This window comes from Cedecea sp. Ae19-4, assembly GCF_059801165.1.
In genome coordinates this window covers 671,828-692,120 of the sequence record NZ_JBCHWG010000002.1, presented here as the reverse complement: position 1 = coordinate 692,120, position 20,293 = coordinate 671,828, and the positions used below count along the sequence as shown (strand labels likewise).

Sequence of the window (20,293 nt, the reverse complement as noted above, 5' to 3'; positions counted from 1 at the left end):
GTCATCGCACTTTCTTCTCAGATGAGGTTTGCGATGTCGATGACCCAGGCTGTCGTTGTACTCTGTACCGCCCCGGATGAAGCCACCGCGCAGGATCTGGCCGCGAAAGTGCTGGCGGAGAAACTTGCCGCCTGCGTGACGCTGCTGCCGGGCGCAACTTCGCTCTATTACTGGGAAGGAAAGCTGGAGCAGGAGTACGAAGTCCAAATGCTGCTCAAGAGCGACGTGGAACGCCAGGAGGCACTGCTTGCCTGCCTGAAAACCCATCACCCTTATCAAACGCCAGAACTACTGGTTCTGCCAGTTGCACACGGAAACAGTGAATATCTCTCATGGCTCTACGCATCATTACGCTAGTCCTGCTGTTATGCAGTTCGCAGGCCTTCGCCGGGCTGTTTGACGCCCAGAATAAAACGCAGTTTGTCCCGGTCGACCAGGCTTTTGCCTTTGACTTTCAGCAGGCCGAGCACAAGCTGACGCTCAGCTGGCAGATAAAACCCGGCTATTATCTCTATCGCCAGCAGATCAAAGTGGTGCCCACCAGCGCGGACATTACGCCCCTGGTTATGCCTAAAGGCACCTGGCACGAAGATGAGTTCTACGGCAAAACGGAGATCTTCACCCAGCAGCTAACTCTGCCCATTACGGTAAATGCCGCCAATAAAGGTTCGTCCGTCAGCGTCACTTACCAGGGCTGCGCCGAAGCCGGATTCTGCTATCCGCCGGAAACGCGCGTTGTGCCGTTGAGTGCTATTGCTGCGTCGGCTAATGATGCCAATGTGTCTTCCTCCCTCTCCCCATCAAGAGACGAGGCCAATATTTCTTCCTCCCTCTCCCCTTCTGGGGAGAGGGCCGGGGTGAGGGGAACAGACAGCTCCGCACCCGCATCGCTCCCCTTCTCCGCGCTGTGGGCCTTCCTGATCGGCATCGGCATCGCCTTCACGCCCTGCGTGCTGCCGATGTACCCGCTCATTTCCGGCATCGTACTAGGTGGTAAACAACGCCTGTCCACTGCCCGGGCGCTGCTGCTGGCCTTTGTATACGTCCAGGGCATGGCGCTGACCTACACCGCACTCGGTCTTGTCGTTGCCGCCGCAGGACTCCAGTTCCAGGCGGCACTCCAGCACCCATACGTGCTGATTGGCCTGTCGGCGCTCTTTATCCTGCTCGCCGCCTCGATGTTCGGTCTGTTCACGCTGCAACTGCCCTCGTCGCTGCAAACGCGCCTGGCGCTGATGAGCAACCGCCAGCAGGGCGGCTCGGCGGGCGGCGTCTTTGCTATGGGCGCGCTGGCCGGGCTTATCTGCTCGCCGTGCACCACCGCGCCGCTTAGCGCTATCCTGCTGTACATCGCGCAAAGCGGAAATATGTGGCTCGGCGGCGGCACGCTTTACCTTTACGCGCTGGGCATGGGCCTGCCGCTAATCCTGATTACCGTCTTCGGTAATCGCCTGCTGCCGAAAAGCGGGCCGTGGATGGAAAGCGTCAAAACCGCCTTTGGTTTTGTGATTCTGGCGCTGCCGGTCTTCCTGCTGGAGCGTGTGCTGGGCGACATCTGGGGGCTGAGGCTGTGGGGCCTGCTGGGCGTCGCCTTCTTCAGTTGGGCATTTATCACCAGCCTTGGAGCGAAGAAGTCCTGGCTACGCATGCTACAAATTATTCTTCTGGGTGCCGCGCTGGTGTCCGCTCGTCCGCTGCAGGACTGGGCTTTTGGCTCTCCGGCATCCGTTCAGTCCGTCCCTCACCTCAGCTTTAACAAAATAGCCAACGTTGAGCAGCTCGACGCCGCGCTAGCCGGGGCGAAAGGCAAACCGGTGATGTTAGATTTGTACGCCGACTGGTGCGTGGCGTGTAAAGAGTTTGAGAAATACACCTTTAGCGATCCGCAGGTGCAAAAAGCGCTGTCTGGCACCGTTTTACTGCAGGCCGATGTCACGGCAAATAACGCCGACGACAAAGCCCTGCTGAAGCATTTACAGGTGCTTGGCCTGCCAACCATTTTATTCTTTGATGCTAACGGCGTTGAACAACCGGCAGACCGCGTCACAGGCTTTATGGACGCCTCCGCGTTCAGCGAGCATTTGCGCAATCGCAGCCAGTAAACAACACTTGATCCGTTGGGAAACGTAAGGAGAAAACCGTGCAACGCGAAGAAGTTTTAGAGCACGCCCTGCATGTCCTTGAACGTGAAGGCATTGCCAGCACGACGCTGGAGATGGTGGCGAAAGAAGCCGATTATCCGCTCGCTGAGATTCGCCAGTTCTGGCCCGACAGCGAAGCCCTGCTGTACGACGCCCTGCGCTACTTAAGTTCGCAGGTGGATGTCTGGCGGCGTCAGCTGATGCTGGACGAAGAGTTAACGCCGGAGCAAAAGCTGCTTAAGCGCTACCACGCCCTGACCGAATGCGTGAGCAACCAGCGTTATCCCGGCTGCCTGTTTATTGCCGCCTGCACCTTCTACCCTGATGCCGCGCACCCGATTCATCAACTGGCGGACCAGCAGAAAAAAGCGGCCTGGGAATACACGCACGAGCTGCTCACACAAATGGAAGTGGACGACCCAACCATGGTCGCGCACCAAATGGAATTGGTGCTGGAAGGCTGCCTGAGCAAGCTATTGGTGAAGCGTAGCCAGGCTGATATCGACACGGCCAGAACCCTTGCGGAAGATATTCTGCGCTTTGCGCTGTGCCGCACCGGCGGGGCATTAACCTGAAGCACGTCTTTTTGCTGTCTTTGACTGAAAAGCAGGCAATCAGCATAGTTTTAGGTAATTTTTATGACAAAGCCGTTGACGCCTGGCGGCCTTTACGGTTTAATGCGGCCCGTTGCCCGGATAGCTCAGTCGGTAGAGCAGGGGATTGAAAATCCCCGTGTCCTTGGTTCGATTCCGAGTCCGGGCACCATTCTTTAGAAGAACCCGCCTATGGCGGGTTTTTTGCTTTTGGCGATACGGACTCTGCATCGAACTGAAAGTCGATTATTCGTCTCATCCCTGAGACTCACCCCATAAGGGGCCAGCGCAAGCGCTGTTCAAAAACGTTCCTGACGTTTTTGTCCGAGTCCGGGCACCACTATTTAGAAGAACCCGCCTATGGCGGTTTTTTTGCTTTTGGCGATACGGACTCTACATCGAACTGAACGATTACACGACTGCATCGACATCGCCCTCTTCCAACCGCTTTTCCAGAGCCAAATAAAAACTACAGCGCTAATCTGCACTAGTATCTCAACCAGGCGCTGGCCTGTATTTCTGAGTAAAGCAGGGGCTGGTGGTTTTTTAGAACTCAGGAAGAACAGAATCTACTGAAGCCAAAAATTCAGCGTGATTAGGCCGCAGGTCAGCAGCGCGGTGAGGATTAATTCGAAACTGTAGCGTCGCAACATTATCTGAACTCCAGAAAGAAACACCCGGCAAGCCGGGTGTTTGTGTTAACGCTTCAAGCTAACGGGGTTGCCCCGTCAAACTTATGCAGCTGGCTTAACAGCCGGTTTTGCAGCAACTTTGTGATGTTTTTTCACGTGTTTCTTAGCAGCCTGCGCTTTCTGAGCAACAGGTTTTACTGCTTTTTTGTGGTGCTTTTTAGCAGCCTGAGCCTTCTGCGCAGCTGGTTTTACTGCTTTTTTGTGGTGCTTTTTAGCAGCCTGAGCTTTCTGCGCAGCTGGTTTTACTGCTTTTTTGTGGTGCTTTTTAGCAGCCTGAGCTTTCTGCTCGGTGGCTGGCTTAGCGGCTTTTTTGTGTTTCTTTTTAGCGGCCTGTGCTTTCTGAACGGCAGATTTTTTGTGTTTCTTGTGGTGCGTTACTTTTGCCGCTGGCGCTTTAGCAGCAGGCGCAGCGGCGGTGGTTGCCGGCGCAGCAGCTGGTGCGGTAGCGGTAGTGTCAGCAGCGAAAGCGGCGGAAGACAGACCCATAGCAGCGGCAACAACCAGAGCTAATACTTTTTTCATTTCGACATCCTCGAATTTGTTTTCGTGTTTACCCCACTGCGGGGCCGTTGAAATGAACTATAGGCGCGTGGAACAAACTCTTCAGTGAGTGATTGGTATCGGCGTGTAATGAAATGTACAACGTCAAATTGAGCGATGAGCCACCACATCATGCCGCCTCTTTCCGGCAACACGGCCGTTCACCGCTGTGCTAGATTGGCTGACAAACAGCCTTCCCCCCTACAGGAGCAAAGCATGGCCGCATACTGGATTGCCCACGTAACCGTTCACAACCCTAAGCAGTATCAAAACTATATCGATTTATCCCCGGCAGCCTTTACGCGCTACAACGCCCGCTTTTTGGCGAGAGGCGGCAAAGCGGAAGTTGTAGAGGGTGATGCGGCTTTCGCCCGGCATGTCGTCATTGAGTTCGCCGATATGGAGACGGCGCTGGCCTGCTACCACTCACCGGAATACCAGCGCGCTCGCCAGGAAAGGGCCAGCGTCGCAGAAGCGATGATCACTATTGTAGAAGGCCTGCCTGGCTGAGCCTTGTAAACCCGGCCCAGGTTTTTAGTCGTTATTTTTTGAAACGTCCCGGTACACCATCAGGTTGTTACGCTTCTCACCGGGGCGATTATCTTCCCAGAAAAAAACCATTCCCTTCGGCGCGGGCTGCAGCTTGTCGCCCAGCACAATCAGCCAGCGGCAGCGCTCAGGCTGGCGGAAGGTTGTTTGTGGCTGATGCAGGATCCCGGCAAAGTAATAAAGCATCGGCGCCTCTGACTCCCCCAGCCGGTAAGAAGCCATGCAGTCATCCGCCAGGTACTGCCCCGCCAGATGGCTTTTGAGATCCTTAAATACCCCAGCATAACCTTTGCTGTAGTCGAACCAGCCCACCATTAACGTGAACGCCACGCTCCAGACAACGGTCACGCCTAACCCCCAACTGAATGCCGCGCGCAACACCGGGTTGAGTGCCGCAGATAAACGCCCCCGACAGATCCACAGCGCGGTAACGACCAGGGCAAACACAAATGGCGGCCAGGATAAATGCAGCTCGTAGCTCGCCGGCAGCCAGCGCTCAAGCGGAGCCAGCCAGCCTTTTTGATCGCCACCCACCTTAAGCAGATAAATGCCCCAAACCCCTGCAAGCGAAGCTGACCATAGCGCGACGGCAAAACAGGAGAAATAACGCAGTGCTTTCTCTTTTATTGCAGGTAAAAGCTGGGATCCCAATATAGCCATTGGGGCCACAAAGGGCATTAAATATAAAGCGCGACTGGTGGCCGACATCTGCAGAATAATAATGCCGAGCAACGGAAAAAGCGTAATCACAAACTCATCCGGGTTTCTCAACCGCTGAAGTGGATGACGAAGAAAATAAACTGTCGCTAACATCCCGGCTGGCAGAGCAAAAAGCGCAACGGCCTCAGGCACACGCATCAGGTTTGCTTTGGCGCCCAGCTTAGCAACGGAAAAGCCAAGAAAACGGCCAATGTTATTTTCCCAAAACCACGCCATAAAAAGATCGGGATGTTTACTGTAAAGCAACACTGGCCAGGGAAGAATAAAAATAAGCGCTAGCAGTCCTGAGAGAATAACCGGATACCAAAATGCTTTAGTCCGGCATTGTGTGAAAAAGAAAGCGCTTAAAAATAAAGTTATCCATAATACGCCGGGAATAAATACGCCTTTGGATAACATCGTTGCTATTGTGCCCAGGCCAAGCCATACCGCCGAGGCGGCCACTTTCTCCTGGCGAATCAACCCGACAATGCCATACAGCGCCACGGTTGCGCCTGCGGTGAGCGCGGTATCGCTGAACATATCATGGCTGTGGCGCAGGATGCCCGGGGCGCTGATATAAACGGCGAAGGCCAGCCAGATACGGTAATCTACCAGGCTTTCACTGCGGAATACTCTTCTCGCCAGCAGAATAAAGAAGGAAAAATTAATAATTGAAAACAAAAGCGTCGCACTTCGGGCAGCATCGTGGAGCGGCATCATACCGGAAAATAAATGCGCCATTAGCGTTGCCGTCCAGTAATAAAGCGGCGGCTTTTCCATAAACGGCTCACCGGCGTTCACAGGCACTAACCAATTGCCCGTTTCATACATGGTTTGAATGACGCCGAAGGTATAGTTTTCATCCTGCTTCCACGGCGTATGGCCGTATATTCCCGGTAGCAGATAAATAATAAGGAAACTAATAAATAAAAGGAGTATTTTCCCGTCCCTGTGCTGCAACATATAAACATCACTCCTTTACATAAATTGGCTAATTGTTTCTGGCTGTATCTCATCGGAAACACGTTCGGGATAATAATATTTTCCCACCACAGGACATTACAAAGCGTCAATGCAATGGAAAATAAACGGCATTCCTCTTTCCAGACTCACTGCTTTTTTTTGTAGGTTCGTTGAGGAAATAAACAGGTTAGCAACATAAAAGTGATACGTTCTGCGCCCGGGCGCAGAAAGTTACCCCTCTTTGGCAGGCTCACCGCGCACGGGCCCATCTCCTTTGACCAAAATCAAAGTTGCATCTGGTTAGCAGGTTAAACGGTGGATATGTACGCTACTCCTGGCTATAAAGGCGAACGATAATAAATATCATTAACGTTCACAAGGATGGGTTTATGCCAGGGAAATGTGAAACCTACGCAACCTTTTCAGTCGTACCTCTGTTGATTGCCGGCGCACTTACCGCACCGGATAGCGCTTTCGCCCAGCCAAACACCGCGCCTGATGACACGATTATCGTCAGTGCCAGCCGCACGGAAACCAACCTCTGGAACAGCCCGGTTACCGTCCAGGTGGTTGACAGCAAAACGCTGGAAAACTCCACCAGCGTCTCCATTGCAGACGACCTCAAAGATATTCCCGGGGTAGAAGTCACCGATAACGCGCTCGCGGGCCGCAAGCAAATCCGCATCCGGGGCGAAGCCTCATCGCGCGTGTTGATTCTGATTGATGGTCAGCAAGTCACCTACCAACGCGCCGGGCAGGACTACGGCGCGGGGCTGCTGGTGGATGAATCGGCTCTGGAGCGTATTGAAGTCATTAAAGGCCCCTATTCCGTGCTCTACGGCTCACAGGCCATCGGCGGCGTGGTGAATTTCATCACCAAAAAAGGCGGTGATAAGCCGTTGGCCGGGCTGGTCAAAGCAACCTGGAACTCCGCCACCGCAGGCTGGGAGGAATCCGCCGCCGCCTGGGGCAGCATCGGCCAGTTAGACTACCGCATCAACGGCAGCTACTCGGACCAGGGCAACAGAAAAACCCCGGATGGGCGGCTGGATAACACGCACTTCCGCAATAACGGCCAGGGACTGTGGCTGGGTTACCGTTTCGATCGTCAGAAAATTGGCCTGTCTCTCGACCGCTACAGCCTCGCCACGCAAACCTGGTACAACGATCCAGACCAACAGTTCGACGCCTTTAGCGTCAGGATCCCGAAAATGACGCGGGAAAAAATCGGGCTGTTTTACGACCTTGATGTCGACGGAAATTACCTGAAAAAAATCCATCTGGATGCCTACAGCCAAACCGTCGAACGCCGGTTTAACAATGAAGTCGCGACTACACAGGTGATTCCTTCGCCGGCCATTCAGGCGCTAAGCGTAAAAAATCAGACCCAGACCAATGACAAGCAGTACACCCAGGGCGTCACGCTGCAAACAAACTTCTCCCTGCCCGCCGGAAACGATCTGGTGCTTGGGGCGCAGTATCAGCACGACAAGGTAGACCAGAGCGGCAGCGGCTACACGCGGCAGACGGCCAAAACCGGGATCTTTGATACTGAAACCCACAGCCAGTCGCAGGACAAATCGGAACAAAGCAATACCTCACTGTTTGCGCAGAACGCCTGGCACCTGGCCGATGACTGGACATGGACGGCGGGTGCCCGCCAGTACTGGCTCTCCTCCAAACTCATTGATAGCAGCACACAAAAAACCCAAGGCGGCGTCACAACCCACACCGCAACCGGCAACAAATCCGCCAGCGATAGCCAGTTCGTGGCGGCGACCAGCCTGAACTACTCCGGGTTTAAAGATATCGAGCTGCGTGCAGCCTTTGCCCAGGGCTACGTCTTCCCGACGCTGGTGCAGCAGTTTATGCAGACTTCCGCCGGCGGCGGCGTGACTTACGGCAACCCTGATCTGCGCCCGGAACACTCCAACAACTACGAAATTGGCGCCCGCTACAAAGGCAACCTGTGGCTGATTGACAGCACGCTCTACTATTCCGAAGCCAAAGATTACGTCGCATCACGAGCCTGCGAAGGGCAAGCCCTCTGTCTGGGGAACAGCAGCAGTTCCCGGGCCAACTACCGCTTTTATGACAACATCAACCGGGCCAAAACCTACGGCATTGAGCTGAGCGCGGAGTACAACGGCTGGGCCGTCTCCCCTTACCTGAGCGGCAATCTCCTGCGTCGTCAGTATGAAAGCGACTCGCTAAAAACCTGGGATACCGGCGAGCCTGTCGTCAATGGCCGCTTCGGGGTCAGACATACGCTGATGCTTAACGCCATGAATATCACCTCCGACGCCTTTATTCGCGCGGCCTCGCGTGCCAAAGAAAACACCGGTGACAGTGAAAGGCGCTACTCCGGCTGGGCCACGTTAAACCTGGCCGTCAACGCCGAGTTTGGTGACAACGACCAGTACCTGGTCAACCTGGCGCTGAACAACCTGACCAACAAACGCTACCAGACCGCCCACGAATCTATCCCGGAAGCGGGCTTCAACACGGCCATCGGCTTTGGGTGGAAATTCTGATGAAGAGACATTTTTTTGCCGCACTGCTGGCACTGACGACTTCTTTTTCCAGCCAGGCTAGCGAGCGGCTGGTCGTCGCTGGCGGCTCCCTGAGCGAGCTTGTTTATGCCCTCGACGCGGGTAGCCAGATGGTTGGCGTGGATGAAACCACCACCTGGCCGCCGGAAACGGCAAAGCTGCCGCACATCGGTTCCTGGATGCAGCTCAGCAGTGAATCCATCTTGTCGCTGCGCCCCGGGCGCTTCATTACCTGGCAGGACGCCGGGCCGCACATCGTCATCGGGCAGTTGGAAAAGGCAAAGGTGAATGTCCTGCAGCTCCCGCGAGTGCCCGCCACCGTCGAGCAGATGTACACCAACATTCAAACTCTGGCGATGACCTTACAGCGCCAGCCGCAGGGAGAGGCGCTGATTGCCAGCCTTAAACAGCGGCTGGAGGTGATTAGCAAACGTAACGTGCTGAAGCCACACCCCGTCAAAGCGATGTTTATTCTCTCCGCGGGCGGCAGCGTGCCGCAGGTTGCCGGCGCGGGCAGCGTGGCCGACTCCATCCTTAGCATGGCCGGAGCAAAAAATATCGCCCGGCATCGTCAGTACCAGAGCTACAGCACCGAGGCGATGATCGCCGCCAACCCTGAGGTCATCGTCGCGACGACTCAAATGACCCAGGGCAACCCCGAAGCGCTGAAGGCCATTCCCGGGATCACCCATACCTCCGCCTGGAAAAACAAGCGGATAGTCATTATCGATCAGGCTTTGATTCTGGGCATGGGCCCGCGCGTCGCAGAGGCCGTGGAACTGCTGCATCACCAGTTTTGGCCCGAGTCCGGCCAGAAAGATTAAGGATTACTTTGAAATGAGCGATGTTGAACATGAAACCTGAACTGGATCTCCAGGCGCACTTTGCGCTCCCCGGCGGGCAACCCTTTAAGGATCGTCACGCCACCATGCCGTGGCGCGGCGCAATGCCCATCGCCAAAGAACAGCTGGAGCACACCTGGCAACAGGTGATTACCAGCCCAACGCCTCCCGGCAAAAGGCTGGTTTACCTCCATATTCCCTTCTGCGCAACGCACTGTACCTTCTGCGGTTTTTACCAGAATCGTTATGAAGCAGACCACTGCGAACGCTATACCGACGCGCTGCTCAGGGAAATCGAGCTGGAGGCCAGCAGCCCGCTGCACCAGTCGGCCCCCATTCACGCCATCTACTTTGGCGGTGGCACGCCTTCGGCGCTGTCAGCCAAAGATTTAGCGCGGATCATTACCGCCCTGCGCCGCAGCCTGCCGCTGGCCCCGGACTGCGAAATCACCATTGAAGGCCGGGTGCTGAATTTTAATGATGAGCGCATCGACGCCTGCCTCGACGCCGGAGCCAACCGCTTCTCCATCGGCATCCAGTCGTTTAACAGCAAAATCCGCAAAAAAATGGCGCGCACCTCCGACGGCCCCACCGCCCGACGCTTTATGGAAAACCTCTGCAAACGCGATCGTGCCGCCGTGGTCTGCGATCTGCTGTTTGGCCTTCCGGGGCAGGATCAAAAGCTGTGGGCCGAAGACCTGGCTATCGCGCGGGACATCGGCCTCGACGGGGTCGATCTTTATGCCCTGAATTTGCTACCGCAAACGCCGCTGGGTAAAGCTGTAGAAAATGGACGCGTCACGCTGCCTTCCCCAGCCGAACGCAGGGATTTGTACCTGCAGGGCTGCGACTTCATGGACAGCGCAGGCTGGCGCTGCATCAGCAACAGCCACTGGGCTCGCACCACGCGGGAACGCAACCTTTACAACCTGCTGATTAAACAGGGGGCAGACTGCCTGGCCTTTGGCTCCGGCGCGGGCGGCTCGGTTAACGGCTACTCCTGGATGGTTGAACGCAACCTGGAGACCTGGCACGCCGCCGTCGCCGCCGGAAAAAAACCGCTGATGATGATGGCCCGCACCACTGACCCAGGCTACCGCTGGCGGCATCGCCTCCAGGCAGGCATTGAAACCGCCCGCGTGCCTCTCGACGAGTTAACCGCCGATGCGCATCTGCTCCAGCCGCTGCTGACTCAATGGCACGACTCTGGCCTGACCCGGGATGACTCAACCTGCCTGCGCCTGACCGACGAAGGCCGCTTCTGGGCCAGCAATATCTTCCAGTCGCTGCAGACGCTGGTTGCCGCCCTCAATACCCCAATAACAACGGACAAAAAACCACAAGGAGCAACGCTATGACTTCCGTTTCCCTCGCCGATTACTTAAAAACCCAGCCGGACGGCACGCTGGAATCTATTGCCACACAATATAATGTCACCCTGCTGGATGTTGTCTCCCAGCTCCCCGCTCAGGCGCTGGTTAGCGGCGAGCAGTTCGACACCGTTTGGGACACCGTTGTCGAATGGGGCAGCGTCACCACGCTGGTACACACCGCCGATGTGATTATTGAATTTTCCGGAGAACTGCCCTCCGGCTTCCACCGCCACGGCTATTTTAACCTGCGCGGCAAAAAAGGCATGACGGGGCATATCAAAGCGGCCAACTGCACCCACATCGCGTTGGTGGAGCGCAAGTTTATGGGGATGGACACCGCCTCGATTCTGTTCTTCAATCAGGCGGGCAGCGCGATGCTGAAAATCTTCATCGGGCGCGACGATCACCGCCAATTACTGGCAGACCAGCTGGCAGCTTTTCGTGCGCTGGCAGAGACACTTAAGGGAAATATTGCATGACGCCATGGTTAATTTTTGGGGCCGGGGGCAAGGGCGTAGGCGCGCTAACCGCGAAGCTGGCTTTGGCAGAAAATCGCCCCGTTGTTGCACTGGTGCGTAACGAAGAAGCCGCCGCAAAACTGCGTGAGGCAGGTGCCCAGGTTATTACCGGCGACGCCTGCGACGCAGACGCTGTCGCAGAAGCCTGCCGCCTGGCGGGCAAGGACGCCACCGTCATTTCGACGATGGGCGGTTCACAGGATTACCAGGCCCACCGGACAGTTATCGACTGCGCCGAAAAAGCCGGGATCTCACGCATGGTGCTGGTCACCTCTTTAGGCTGCGGAGAAAGCTGGGCTTATTTATCCGACCGGGCAAAAGCGGCCTTTGGTCAGGCGGTACGGGAAAAATCCCTCGCCGAAAGCTGGCTGCAAACCAGCACGCTGAACTTTGCTATTGTTCGCCCCGGTGGCCTGCTTCACGGTGAACCCACCGGCAAAGCTGTGCTGAGCCAGACCCCCGAAATTCACGGTATGGTCATGCGGGCCGATGTCGCCGCGCACGTCGCAGAACTGGCAAAATCCTCCCACCTGAATCACCAGGTTTACGGCCTTGTACAACCGGGGCTTAAACCGGTTTGATGCCACGCCGGGCTTTCGCTTTTCTGGCGGTATAGCCCGGCAGGCTCTTCCCTCTTGCTACACTTCAAGATAGTTTCATCAGATAACTAACCTGAGAAGAAGGCAGATCACGCGATGTCCGAACACAACTACCAGCCCCCAAAAGTCTGGACCTGGAACAAGACCGAAGCCGGTCAGTTCTCCAGCATCAACCGCCCGATTTCCGGCCCGACTCATGAAAAAACGCTGCCTGTCGGCAAACACCCGCTGCAGCTCTACTCGCTCGGTACGCCGAACGGGCAGAAAGTCACGATTCTGCTGGAAGAGCTGCTGGCACTGGGCATCAGCGGGGCAGAATACGATGCGCACCTGATTCGCATCGGCGAAGGCGACCAGTTCTCCAGCGGATTTGTGGAAGTGAACCCAAACTCTAAAATTCCGGCGCTGTTTGACCACTCCGTCACGCCGCCGCTGCGCGTGTTTGAGTCCGGCAACATCCTGCTTTATCTCGCGGAAAAATTCGGCCACTTCCTGCCGAAGGACATCGCCGGGCGCACCGAAGCGCTGAACTGGCTGTTCTGGCTGCAGGGTTCCGCCCCTTATCTGGGCGGCGGCTTCGGCCACTTCTACCACTATGCCCCGGTCAAAATCGAGTACGCCATCAACCGCTTCGCGATGGAAACCAAGCGTCAGCTGGACGTGCTCGATAAACAGCTGGAGAAAAACCGCTTTATCGCCGGAGATGAATACACAATCGCCGATATTGCTATCTTTACCTGGTACGGCGCGCTGGCGAAAGGTGGCCTGTACGAATCTGCCGAGTTCCTCGACATTGCCTCCTACAAACACTTTGGCCGCTGGGCCGATGAAGTGGCTAACCGCCCGGCGGTGAAGCGTGGCCGCATCGTGAACCGCACCTGGGGCGATGTGCAGTTGGCCGAGCGCCACAATGCTTCAGATTTTGATGCATTAGGGTTGTAGGCCTTTCACACCAATCCTCTCTCGGGAAGGGGGAGGATCTATTTCATATCGTAGTTTTTCCGTTCACCAATAGATCGCTTTCACCTGCACGTTCCCGGCACGGTGAACGTGTCCGGGGGATAACGCCATCCCCCGAACAGCCCCGGCGCCCGGCGAGCTCATCGCCGCTGAAGCGGTAAACCCACCGGCTATCACCCAAACATTCGGGGTCGTTCGCGATTCGTTCCCGACGATCGCTCTCTTTCTCTGTTCCCGACAGCTCAACCCCGCCTGAGTTGGGTCATCACCGGGGGCGATGAGAGCCGGGGACAAGGGCGTGGCTTTGAGATCTGAAGCGAATATAACGTTTAAACGTTGCTGTAGGTTAAAAGCGAGGCACGGTTCCGGCTTAAATCGCCTCTGTTTTCTCTCCGACTGGCCAGGGTCCGGACGTCGGGAACGGCCGGAGGCTGAGAGCGTCGGGAACGCGTCTCAGCCGACCCAGGACTGGGAGATAAAACGGAGGTCTGCCGCTTCAGCGGTCGATTTATTTCGCCGGGAGTCCGGGGTCTCGGGGGAGTGACGGTGGCTGTATATAAAACAAGGGGAGAAGTGAACGGACCTTAGCCTGTCCGACATAGACCGAGAGCTTTGTTATGAAGAAACAACCAGAACAAGCCCCCCACATTTAAATCACACAAATGATAATAGTTTGCATTTAGTTATAGCAGCAGCTATGTTTTATAGCACTTGCTATAAACGCCGAATCTATAATCACTCGTGAGGGAAGACGATGCCCGGGAAACTGAAGTTAACGCAAAGTATTGTCGCTGCCGCCGCCGCGCTGGCGATGTTGCTGGGTGCCGCTCAGGCGCAGGCAAAATTTAAGGCGATCACCACCTTTACTATCATCGCCGATATGGCGCAGAACGTAGCCGGTGACGCGGCAGACGTGGAGTCTATCACCAAGCCCGGAGCGGAAATTCACGAATACCAGCCGACGCCGGGAGACATTCGCCGGGCGCAGGGCGCGCAGCTGATCCTGACCAACGGGCTGAATCTGGAACTCTGGTTCGCGAAGTTTTATCAACATCTGAAAGGCGTGCCCGAAGTCGTCGTCACCACCGGCATTCAGCCTACGGGCATCACCGAAGGCCCTTATAACGGTAAACCTAACCCTCACGCATGGATGTCCCCGCAAAATGCGCTGATCTATGTCGATAACATCCGGGATGCGTTCGTCAAATACGATCCAGACAACGCGGCGACCTATACCCGCAACGCCGAAGCCTACAAACAGAAAATTCAGCAGACCATCGAGCCGCTGCGCAACGAACTGGCAAAAATTCCGGCGGATAAGCGCTGGCTGGTCACCAGCGAAGGCGCTTTTTCCTACCTCGCCAACGACTTTGGCCTGAAAGAACTCTATCTGTGGCCGATCAATGCCGATCAGCAGGGCACCCCGCAGCAGGTGCGCAAAGTGATCGACAGCATTCGCCAATACCAGATCCCAACGATCTTCAGCGAAAGCACCATCTCCGACAAACCTGCTCGCCAGGCGGCGCGGGAGTCTGGCGCACACTATGGCGGCGTGCTTTATGTCGATTCTTTAAGTGCCGCAGACGGCCCGGTACCCACCTATCTTGATCTGCTGCGCGTCACCACCAGCACCATCGTGAACGGCATCAATGCAGGGCTGAAAAAATGAGTCGTCGTCCCGGCATAGTCGTTCAGGACGCCAGCGTCACCTATCGCAATGGCCACACCGCGCTGCGGGCGGCCAGCTTTGAAATCCCGACCGGCACCATTGCGGCGCTGGTCGGCGTCAACGGTTCCGGGAAATCCACGCTGTTTAAAGCGATCATGGGCTTTGTGCGCCTGGCCAGCGGTAGCATCTCGATTCTGGATATGCCCACGAAAAAAGCACTGCGCCACAACCTGGTGGCCTATGTGCCGCAGTCCGAGGACGTGGACTGGACGTTCCCGGTGCTGGTGGAAGACGTGGTGATGATGGGCCGATTTGGCCACATGGGGATGCTGCGCATTCCCGGCAAGGCCGACAAACAGGCGGTAGACAACGCCCTCGCCCGCGTCGGCATGAGCGACTTCCGCAAGCGACAAATTGGCGAACTGTCCGGCGGCCAGAAAAAGCGCGTGTTCCTCGCCCGGGCAATTGCCCAGGACGGCCAGGTGATTCTGCTGGACGAACCGTTCACCGGCGTGGACGTGAAAACGGAAGAGCAGATCATCGCCCTGCTGCGCGAGCTGCGGGACGAAGGCCGCACGATGCTGGTTTCAACCCACAACCTTGGCGCCGTGACCGACTATTGCGACTACACCGTGCTGGTGAAAGGCACCGTGCTGGCCTGCGGCCCGACCAATGTCACTTTTACGCAAGAAAACCTGGAACTGGCGTTCAGCGGCGTACTGCGCCACGTCACCTTAACCGGGAAAGAAACCAGCGTCCTCACCGACGACGAGAGGCCGTTTATCCACGGCGCGCCGTTAAAAGGGGAGCCGTAATGTCCGTCCTGCTTGAACCGTTTAGCTATGGCTACATGTTTAACGCCATCTGGGTATCAGCGCTGGTCGGCGGCGTGTGCGCCTTTCTTTCCTGCTACCTGATGCTGAAAGGCTGGTCGCTGATCGGCGACGCCCTTTCCCACTCCATCGTGCCTGGCGTAGCCGGAGCCTATATGCTCGGCCTGCCGTTTTCCATCGGCGCGTTTTTCTCCGGTGGCCTCGCCGCAGGCACCATGCTGTTTTTAAACCAGCGCACACGCCTGCGCGAAGACACCATTATTGGCCTTATTTTTTCGTCATTCTTTGGCCTCGGGCTGTTTATGGTGTCGCTCAATCCGACGTCGGTAAACATCCAGACCATCGTGCTCGGCAATATTCTCGCCATCGCCCCGTCGGATATCGTGCAGTTGGCGATCATCGGCTTTGTCTCACTGGCGATTCTGCTGCTGAAGTGGAAAGACCTGATGGTGACCTTCTTCGACGAAAACCACGCGCGGTCCATTGGCCTTAACCCTTTGTGGCTCAAAGGATTATTCTTCACCCTGTTGTCGGCCACCACCGTGGCGGCGCTGCAAACCGTTGGCGCGTTTCTGGTGATTTGCATGGTGGTCACGCCGGGCGCAACGGCTTATCTATTGACCGACCGTTTCCCGAAACTGCTGATCATTTCCGTCACGTTAGGCACCTTTACCAGCGCCTTCGGCACCTGGATAAGCTACTTCCTCGATGGCGCCACCGGCGGCATTATCGTGGTGCTGCAAACGCTTATTTTCCTGCTAACCTTCGTGTTTGCCCCCAAACACGGCCTGCTGGCTAACCGTCGGCGCGCGCGCCTGAGCCTGGAGCAAACGCCATGAGCCTGTTAGACACGCTGCTTTCGCCCTTCCAGTTTGGCTTTATGATCAACGCTCTGACCATGACCACGCTGGTCGCCATTCCGTGTGCGCTGCTCTCCTGCTTCCTGGTGCTAAAAGGCTGGGCGCTGATGGGCGATGCCATGAGCCATGCGGTCTTCCCCGGCGTAGTGATCGCCTGGATGGTCGGCCTGCCGCTGGGCTTCGGCGCGTTCGTGGCCGGGCTGTTTTGCGCCTTCGCCACCGGCTACCTGCAGGACAACAGCCGCATCAAGCGCGATACGGTGATGGGCATCGTCTTCTCCGGCATGTTTGGCGCCGGGCTGGTGCTCTACGTCTACCTGAAACCAGATATCCATCTAGACCATATTCTGTTCGGCGACATGCTGGGCGTCAGCGGCAGCGATATTCTGCAAACGGGCGCTATCGTGCTGCTAACGGTAATTGTTGTGGGGCTAAAATGGCGGGACTTCCTGCTGCATGCGTTCGACCCGATTCAGGCCCAGGTCTCCGGCCTGAACGTGAAGCTGTTGAACTATGGCCTGCTCTGCCTGGTTTCGCTGACCATCGTCGCGGCGCTGAAGGCGGTGGGGATTATCCTCGCGATTTCCTTGCTTATCGCGCCAGGCGCTATCGCTTCGCTGCTGACCCGTACCTTTAAAGGCATGATGTTGGTCGCGCTTGGGCAGGCTATCGTCACGTCGTTTCTTGGCGTCTACCTTTCCTTCTTTATCGACAGCGCCCCCGCGCCGACCATCGTTGTGCTTTCTGCCCTGGTCTTCATCGCCGCGTTTATTCGGGCCACGATCAAGCAACGACGTATGGAAGCGATTAGTGAGCCATTCTGAATCCAAGTGAAGCGACCCTGGCAACGGTTTTATGGTACAAAGTACCTTCTCTTTTTTGCACAAGTACCAGGGTCGCGCCATGAGCTACACCATCGATATTATCTCCTGCATCACCGACCGTTTCGTTGAGCTGACCGCCACCGAAAAGCGCATTGCGCAGTTTATTCTGGACGACGTGCAAACCGCCGCGGCGCTGCCCATTTCGGAAATGGCGCGCCAGACGCAAACCAGCCAGGCGTCGATAACCCGCTTTGCCCGCGCCATCGGCTGCAAGGACGTGCGCGAACTGAAGGTCAAACTAGCCCAGTCGCTGGCGGTGGGGCAGCGCTTTATTCTCGACGTGCCGGACCTCGAAGGCGTGCAGGGGATCTACGAAACCATCATCAACGTGCTGGATATCAACCGCCGCGCGCTAAACCCGGAGTCACTCAACAAGGCCGTGACCTGGCTGAGCAACGCGCGGCAAATCCTGGCGCTGGGCATGGGCGGCGGATCAACCATTTGCGCGCAGGAGTTACAGTTTCGTCTCTTTCGCCTGGGCCTGCCGGTGGTGAGCCAAAGCGATGGCCTGCTGGCGAGAATGATGGCGGCGTCGGTGGCCTCCAACGATGTGGTGGTGGCGCTATCACTGGGAGGCTACACGCCGGAAGTGGTGGAGAGCGCGGCGATTGCCCGCCAGTACGGCGCAAAGATCATCGCCATTACCCCGCAGGGAACACCTCTGGCTGAACAGGCCGATATCGTATTACCGCTGATTATTCGCGAGAACGACTACATTTTTAAGCCGAGCACTTCGCGTTACGCCATGCTGGCGATGATTGATGTGTTGGCCACCGAACTGGCGATGGCCAACAAAAGCCAGGCGAAGGACCGGCTGCGCCGCATCAAGCTGGCGCTGGACAGCCATCGCGGCGGGGCAGACAGGCAGCCGCTAGGCGATTAACCCCGGTCGGCGCGGTAGCAGGTCACATCCACTTCAACTTTACAGTCCACCACCAGGTCCGCCACGCAGCACACGCGGGCCGGCGGGTGGTCACCGAAGAACTCCCGGAACACTTTATTGAAGGACTGGAAGTAGCGGGCGTCAGTCAGGTAGACCTTCACGTGGACCACGTCAGCGAGGGTGTAGCCCGCTTCAGTCATGATATCCACGCAGTTTTGAATCGCCAGCCGCGACTGGTCGACAATCCCGCCTTCAACCACTTCGCCGTCTTTCATCGGCGTCTGGCCGGACACATACAGCCACCCGGCCGCTTCTACGGCTTTGGCAAAAGGTAGCGGCTGCCCGCCGGTGCCGGTACTGCCGCCCACGCCATAACGTTTAATGCTCATCATTGCTCCTTGTTGATCGGTTTACCCTCACCCTAACCCTCTCCCTGTGTACGGTCCGGGGACAAACGTCCAGCTCGGGAACGGCTTCACCTTTCCCCATTGAGCAGAGGGCCGGAGTGAGGAAAAAGAAAAGATCTAATCCCAAATTCACGCTTGTTTTCCCCCTCTCCCCTCTGGGGAGAGGGTCTAAATTCACTTCTGCCGACGCAGAAATCGCCCAGCTCGGCCAGTCACCTTCTGCTCGACCCCATAGCTCATCACGCCGTTCACCATCACCGCTTCAATACCCGCCGCAGGCTGCTTCGGGTTATTGAAGCTCGCGACGTCGCGCACGGTCAGCGGGTCGAACAACACCAGGTCAGCATAATAACCGCGCTTCACCAGGCCCCGTTCGGGCAACTGGAACCGTGCCGCCGACATTCCCGTCATCTTATGCACCGCCTGCGTCAGCGGGAAAAGCTTCTCATCGCGGCTGTAGTGCCCCAGCACGCGGGGGAATGCGCCCCACAGGCGGGGATGCGGCATCGGATCGTTCGGTAGCCCGTCTGACCCGACCATTGTCGCCGGGTAGCGCAGCACACGCCGCACGTCCTGCTCGTCCATGTTGTAGTAAATCGCCCCTGCGGGCATCAGTAATTTTCCCGCTTCGTGAAGTGACATCGACCAGTCATCAGCAATTTGCTTCAGCGACCGCCCGGCGACCTCCGGGTGCGGTTCAGACCAGGTAATCACGATCTCGAACTCGTCGGTGATCTGTTTCATGTCCAGCGTTGAAGAGCTGGCGGAATACGGATAGCAGTCGCAAGAGACATCCTGCTGCTCGCGTACTTTGTCGAACAACTTCAGCGTTTCAACCGTGCGGCCCCAGTTTTTCGCCCCGGCGCATTTGTGGTGCGACACCACAACCGGCACTTTCCCGTGGCGGCCAATGCGGAAAGCCTCATCCAGCGCCTCAAGAATCGGCTCAAACTCGGAGCGCAAATGGGTGGTGTAAATCCCCTTCTCCGCCGCTAATTCCTCCACCAGCGCCATCACCTCTTCGGTGGTGGACTGGAACGCGCTGGCATAGGCCAGGCCGGTGCTCAGCCCAAGCGCCCCCTGCTGCAGCGCCTGTTTTAGCTGGCCGCGCATGGCGAGAATCTCCGCTTCCGTCGCCGGGCGGAACAAATCATCCATCTGGTTGTTACGCAGCGCGGTATGGCCTATCAGCGTACCCACGTTAATCGCCGGGCGAGCCTGCTCCACGGCATGGGCGTACGCTTCGACGGTGGGATAAACAAACTGGTGCGCCTCACCCAGCAAATTCATCGGGTCGGGCACCAGCGCATTGATGGTCGCCCCCGCCGCACTGATGCCGCAGTTACCGACGATCACCGTAGTAATGCCCTGGCTAATTTTCGGCAGATACTCAGGAAAACGGATCACGTTAATGTCGTCATGGGTGTGAACATCAATAAACCCCGGCGCTAATACCCGCCCGCTGCCGTCGATCTCATGCACGGCCTCGCCGGAAATCCCCGGCGCAATATCGGCTATTCGGTCACCCTGCACCGCCACATCGGCCAGGTATTCCGCACCGCCGGAGCCGTCAATCACGGTGACATTCCTGAAGAGATAATCGAACTTCATCTGCGCCTCACGCCAGTCATAATCTGCGTGCAAGTTAACCATTTACAAGCCATAAAAACAGTGAAAAACTAAACAAAATCCTTGCAAATCAATGATACTTTTATTCATAAAATTCAAGATCA

The 20,293-nt window shown here is 56.7% G+C and carries 20 protein-coding genes and 1 tRNA gene; 16 read left to right on the top strand and 5 right to left on the bottom strand.

Annotated features, from left to right (window positions below; genetic code table 11):
* Window positions 1-33 precede the first annotated feature (33 nt).
* The 4 genes from cutA (at window position 34) to AAIE02_RS16025 (ending at window position 2,906) form a co-directional block, all read left to right on the top strand.
* Window positions 34-357: a divalent cation tolerance protein CutA gene (gene cutA, locus AAIE02_RS16040; protein ID WP_166993185.1), complete on the top strand. Its 324-nt coding sequence runs from the start codon at window positions 34-36 to the stop codon at window positions 355-357.
* Entirely contained in the window at window positions 333-2,102 is a 1,770-nt protein-coding gene (locus tag AAIE02_RS16035) for a protein-disulfide reductase DsbD (protein WP_336983661.1), read from the top strand. Before cutA ends, AAIE02_RS16035 begins: the two co-directional genes overlap by 25 nt.
* A 38-nt stretch (window positions 2,103-2,140) precedes the next feature.
* A complete protein-coding gene (locus AAIE02_RS16030; protein WP_008453778.1) occupies window positions 2,141-2,716 on the top strand; it encodes a transcriptional regulator in 576 nt (191 codons plus the stop codon).
* A 114-nt stretch (window positions 2,717-2,830) separates the two neighbouring features.
* Window positions 2,831-2,906, top strand: a tRNA-Phe gene (locus AAIE02_RS16025).
* A 397-nt stretch (window positions 2,907-3,303) separates the two neighbouring features.
* Here AAIE02_RS16025 and ydgU read toward each other — a convergent pair.
* Both ydgU and asr read right to left on the bottom strand, forming a co-directional pair.
* Window positions 3,304-3,387: a small membrane protein YdgU gene (gene ydgU / locus AAIE02_RS16020; protein ID WP_456297838.1), complete on the bottom strand. Its 84-nt coding sequence runs from the start codon at window positions 3,385-3,387 to the stop codon at window positions 3,304-3,306.
* Between the two features lie 81 nt (window positions 3,388-3,468).
* Window positions 3,469-3,948, bottom strand: coding sequence for an acid resistance repetitive basic protein Asr (gene asr / locus AAIE02_RS16015; protein ID WP_336983357.1), 480 nt, complete (start codon window positions 3,946-3,948; stop codon window positions 3,469-3,471).
* A gap of 234 nt (window positions 3,949-4,182) precedes the next feature.
* Between asr and AAIE02_RS16010 the strand changes: the two genes are divergently transcribed.
* Window positions 4,183-4,476 carry a DUF1330 domain-containing protein gene (locus AAIE02_RS16010; RefSeq protein WP_008453781.1) on the top strand — a complete coding sequence of 98 codons (294 nt, stop codon included), beginning with the start codon at window positions 4,183-4,185 and terminating at the stop codon, window positions 4,474-4,476.
* Window positions 4,477-4,500: 24 nt separating this feature from the next.
* Here the strand turns inward: AAIE02_RS16010 and AAIE02_RS16005 are convergent, their stop codons facing one another.
* The gene (locus AAIE02_RS16005; RefSeq protein WP_498532885.1) at window positions 4,501-6,180 is read right to left on the bottom strand and encodes an ArnT family glycosyltransferase; all 1,680 of its coding nucleotides are present in this window, start codon (window positions 6,178-6,180) and stop codon (window positions 4,501-4,503) included.
* Window positions 6,181-6,569: 389 nt separating this feature from the next.
* Between AAIE02_RS16005 and AAIE02_RS16000 the strand changes: the two genes are divergently transcribed.
* From AAIE02_RS16000 to AAIE02_RS15950, 11 genes are all read left to right on the top strand, one after another.
* Window positions 6,570-8,714, top strand: a complete 2,145-nt coding sequence (locus AAIE02_RS16000; protein WP_498532884.1) for a TonB-dependent receptor plug domain-containing protein — start codon at window positions 6,570-6,572, stop codon at window positions 8,712-8,714.
* Window positions 8,714-9,556, top strand: a complete 843-nt coding sequence (locus AAIE02_RS15995; protein WP_336983354.1) for a heme/hemin ABC transporter substrate-binding protein — start codon at window positions 8,714-8,716, stop codon at window positions 9,554-9,556. The genes AAIE02_RS16000 and AAIE02_RS15995 overlap by 1 nt, the downstream gene beginning before the upstream one ends.
* A 29-nt stretch (window positions 9,557-9,585) precedes the next feature.
* Window positions 9,586-10,932, top strand: coding sequence for a heme anaerobic degradation radical SAM methyltransferase ChuW/HutW (gene hutW, locus AAIE02_RS15990; protein ID WP_336818267.1), 1,347 nt, complete (start codon window positions 9,586-9,588; stop codon window positions 10,930-10,932).
* Window positions 10,929-11,426: a heme utilization cystosolic carrier protein HutX gene (hutX, locus tag AAIE02_RS15985; RefSeq protein WP_008453789.1), complete on the top strand. Its 498-nt coding sequence runs from the start codon at window positions 10,929-10,931 to the stop codon at window positions 11,424-11,426. Before hutW ends, hutX begins: the two co-directional genes overlap by 4 nt.
* Window positions 11,423-12,046, top strand: a complete 624-nt coding sequence (locus tag AAIE02_RS15980; protein WP_498532883.1) for an SDR family oxidoreductase — start codon at window positions 11,423-11,425, stop codon at window positions 12,044-12,046. The genes hutX and AAIE02_RS15980 overlap by 4 nt, the downstream gene beginning before the upstream one ends.
* 114 nt (window positions 12,047-12,160) lie before the next feature.
* Window positions 12,161-13,006: a glutathione-dependent disulfide-bond oxidoreductase gene (gene yghU / locus AAIE02_RS15975; RefSeq protein WP_166877451.1), complete on the top strand. Its 846-nt coding sequence runs from the start codon at window positions 12,161-12,163 to the stop codon at window positions 13,004-13,006.
* Window positions 13,007-13,778: 772 nt separating this feature from the next.
* On the top strand, window positions 13,779-14,693 hold the full coding sequence (locus AAIE02_RS15970) for a metal ABC transporter solute-binding protein, Zn/Mn family (RefSeq protein ID WP_166993161.1): 915 nt from the start codon (window positions 13,779-13,781) through the stop codon (window positions 14,691-14,693).
* Window positions 14,690-15,508, top strand: a complete 819-nt coding sequence (locus AAIE02_RS15965; protein WP_336983350.1) for a manganese/iron ABC transporter ATP-binding protein — start codon at window positions 14,690-14,692, stop codon at window positions 15,506-15,508. The genes AAIE02_RS15970 and AAIE02_RS15965 overlap by 4 nt, the downstream gene beginning before the upstream one ends.
* The gene (gene sitC / locus AAIE02_RS15960; RefSeq protein WP_008453328.1) at window positions 15,508-16,365 is read left to right on the top strand and encodes an iron/manganese ABC transporter permease subunit SitC; all 858 of its coding nucleotides are present in this window, start codon (window positions 15,508-15,510) and stop codon (window positions 16,363-16,365) included. Before AAIE02_RS15965 ends, sitC begins: the two co-directional genes overlap by 1 nt.
* On the top strand, window positions 16,362-17,210 hold the full coding sequence (locus AAIE02_RS15955; protein ID WP_336983349.1) for a metal ABC transporter permease: 849 nt from the start codon (window positions 16,362-16,364) through the stop codon (window positions 17,208-17,210). The genes sitC and AAIE02_RS15955 overlap by 4 nt, the downstream gene beginning before the upstream one ends.
* 79 nt (window positions 17,211-17,289) lie before the next feature.
* Window positions 17,290-18,153 carry a MurR/RpiR family transcriptional regulator gene (locus AAIE02_RS15950; RefSeq protein ID WP_008453334.1) on the top strand — a complete coding sequence of 288 codons (864 nt, stop codon included), beginning with the start codon at window positions 17,290-17,292 and terminating at the stop codon, window positions 18,151-18,153.
* On the opposite strand, the gene AAIE02_RS15945 is transcribed toward AAIE02_RS15950, so the two are convergent.
* Window positions 18,150-18,542, bottom strand: a complete 393-nt coding sequence (locus AAIE02_RS15945; RefSeq protein WP_166867347.1) for a RidA family protein — start codon at window positions 18,540-18,542, stop codon at window positions 18,150-18,152. The genes AAIE02_RS15950 and AAIE02_RS15945 overlap by 4 nt on opposite strands.
* A gap of 192 nt (window positions 18,543-18,734) precedes the next feature.
* Window positions 18,735-20,171 (bottom strand): N-acyl-D-amino-acid deacylase family protein, encoded by a 1,437-nt coding sequence (locus AAIE02_RS15940; protein WP_498532987.1) that lies wholly within the window; start codon window positions 20,169-20,171, stop codon window positions 18,735-18,737.
* Between the last annotated feature and the right edge of the window lie 122 nt (window positions 20,172-20,293).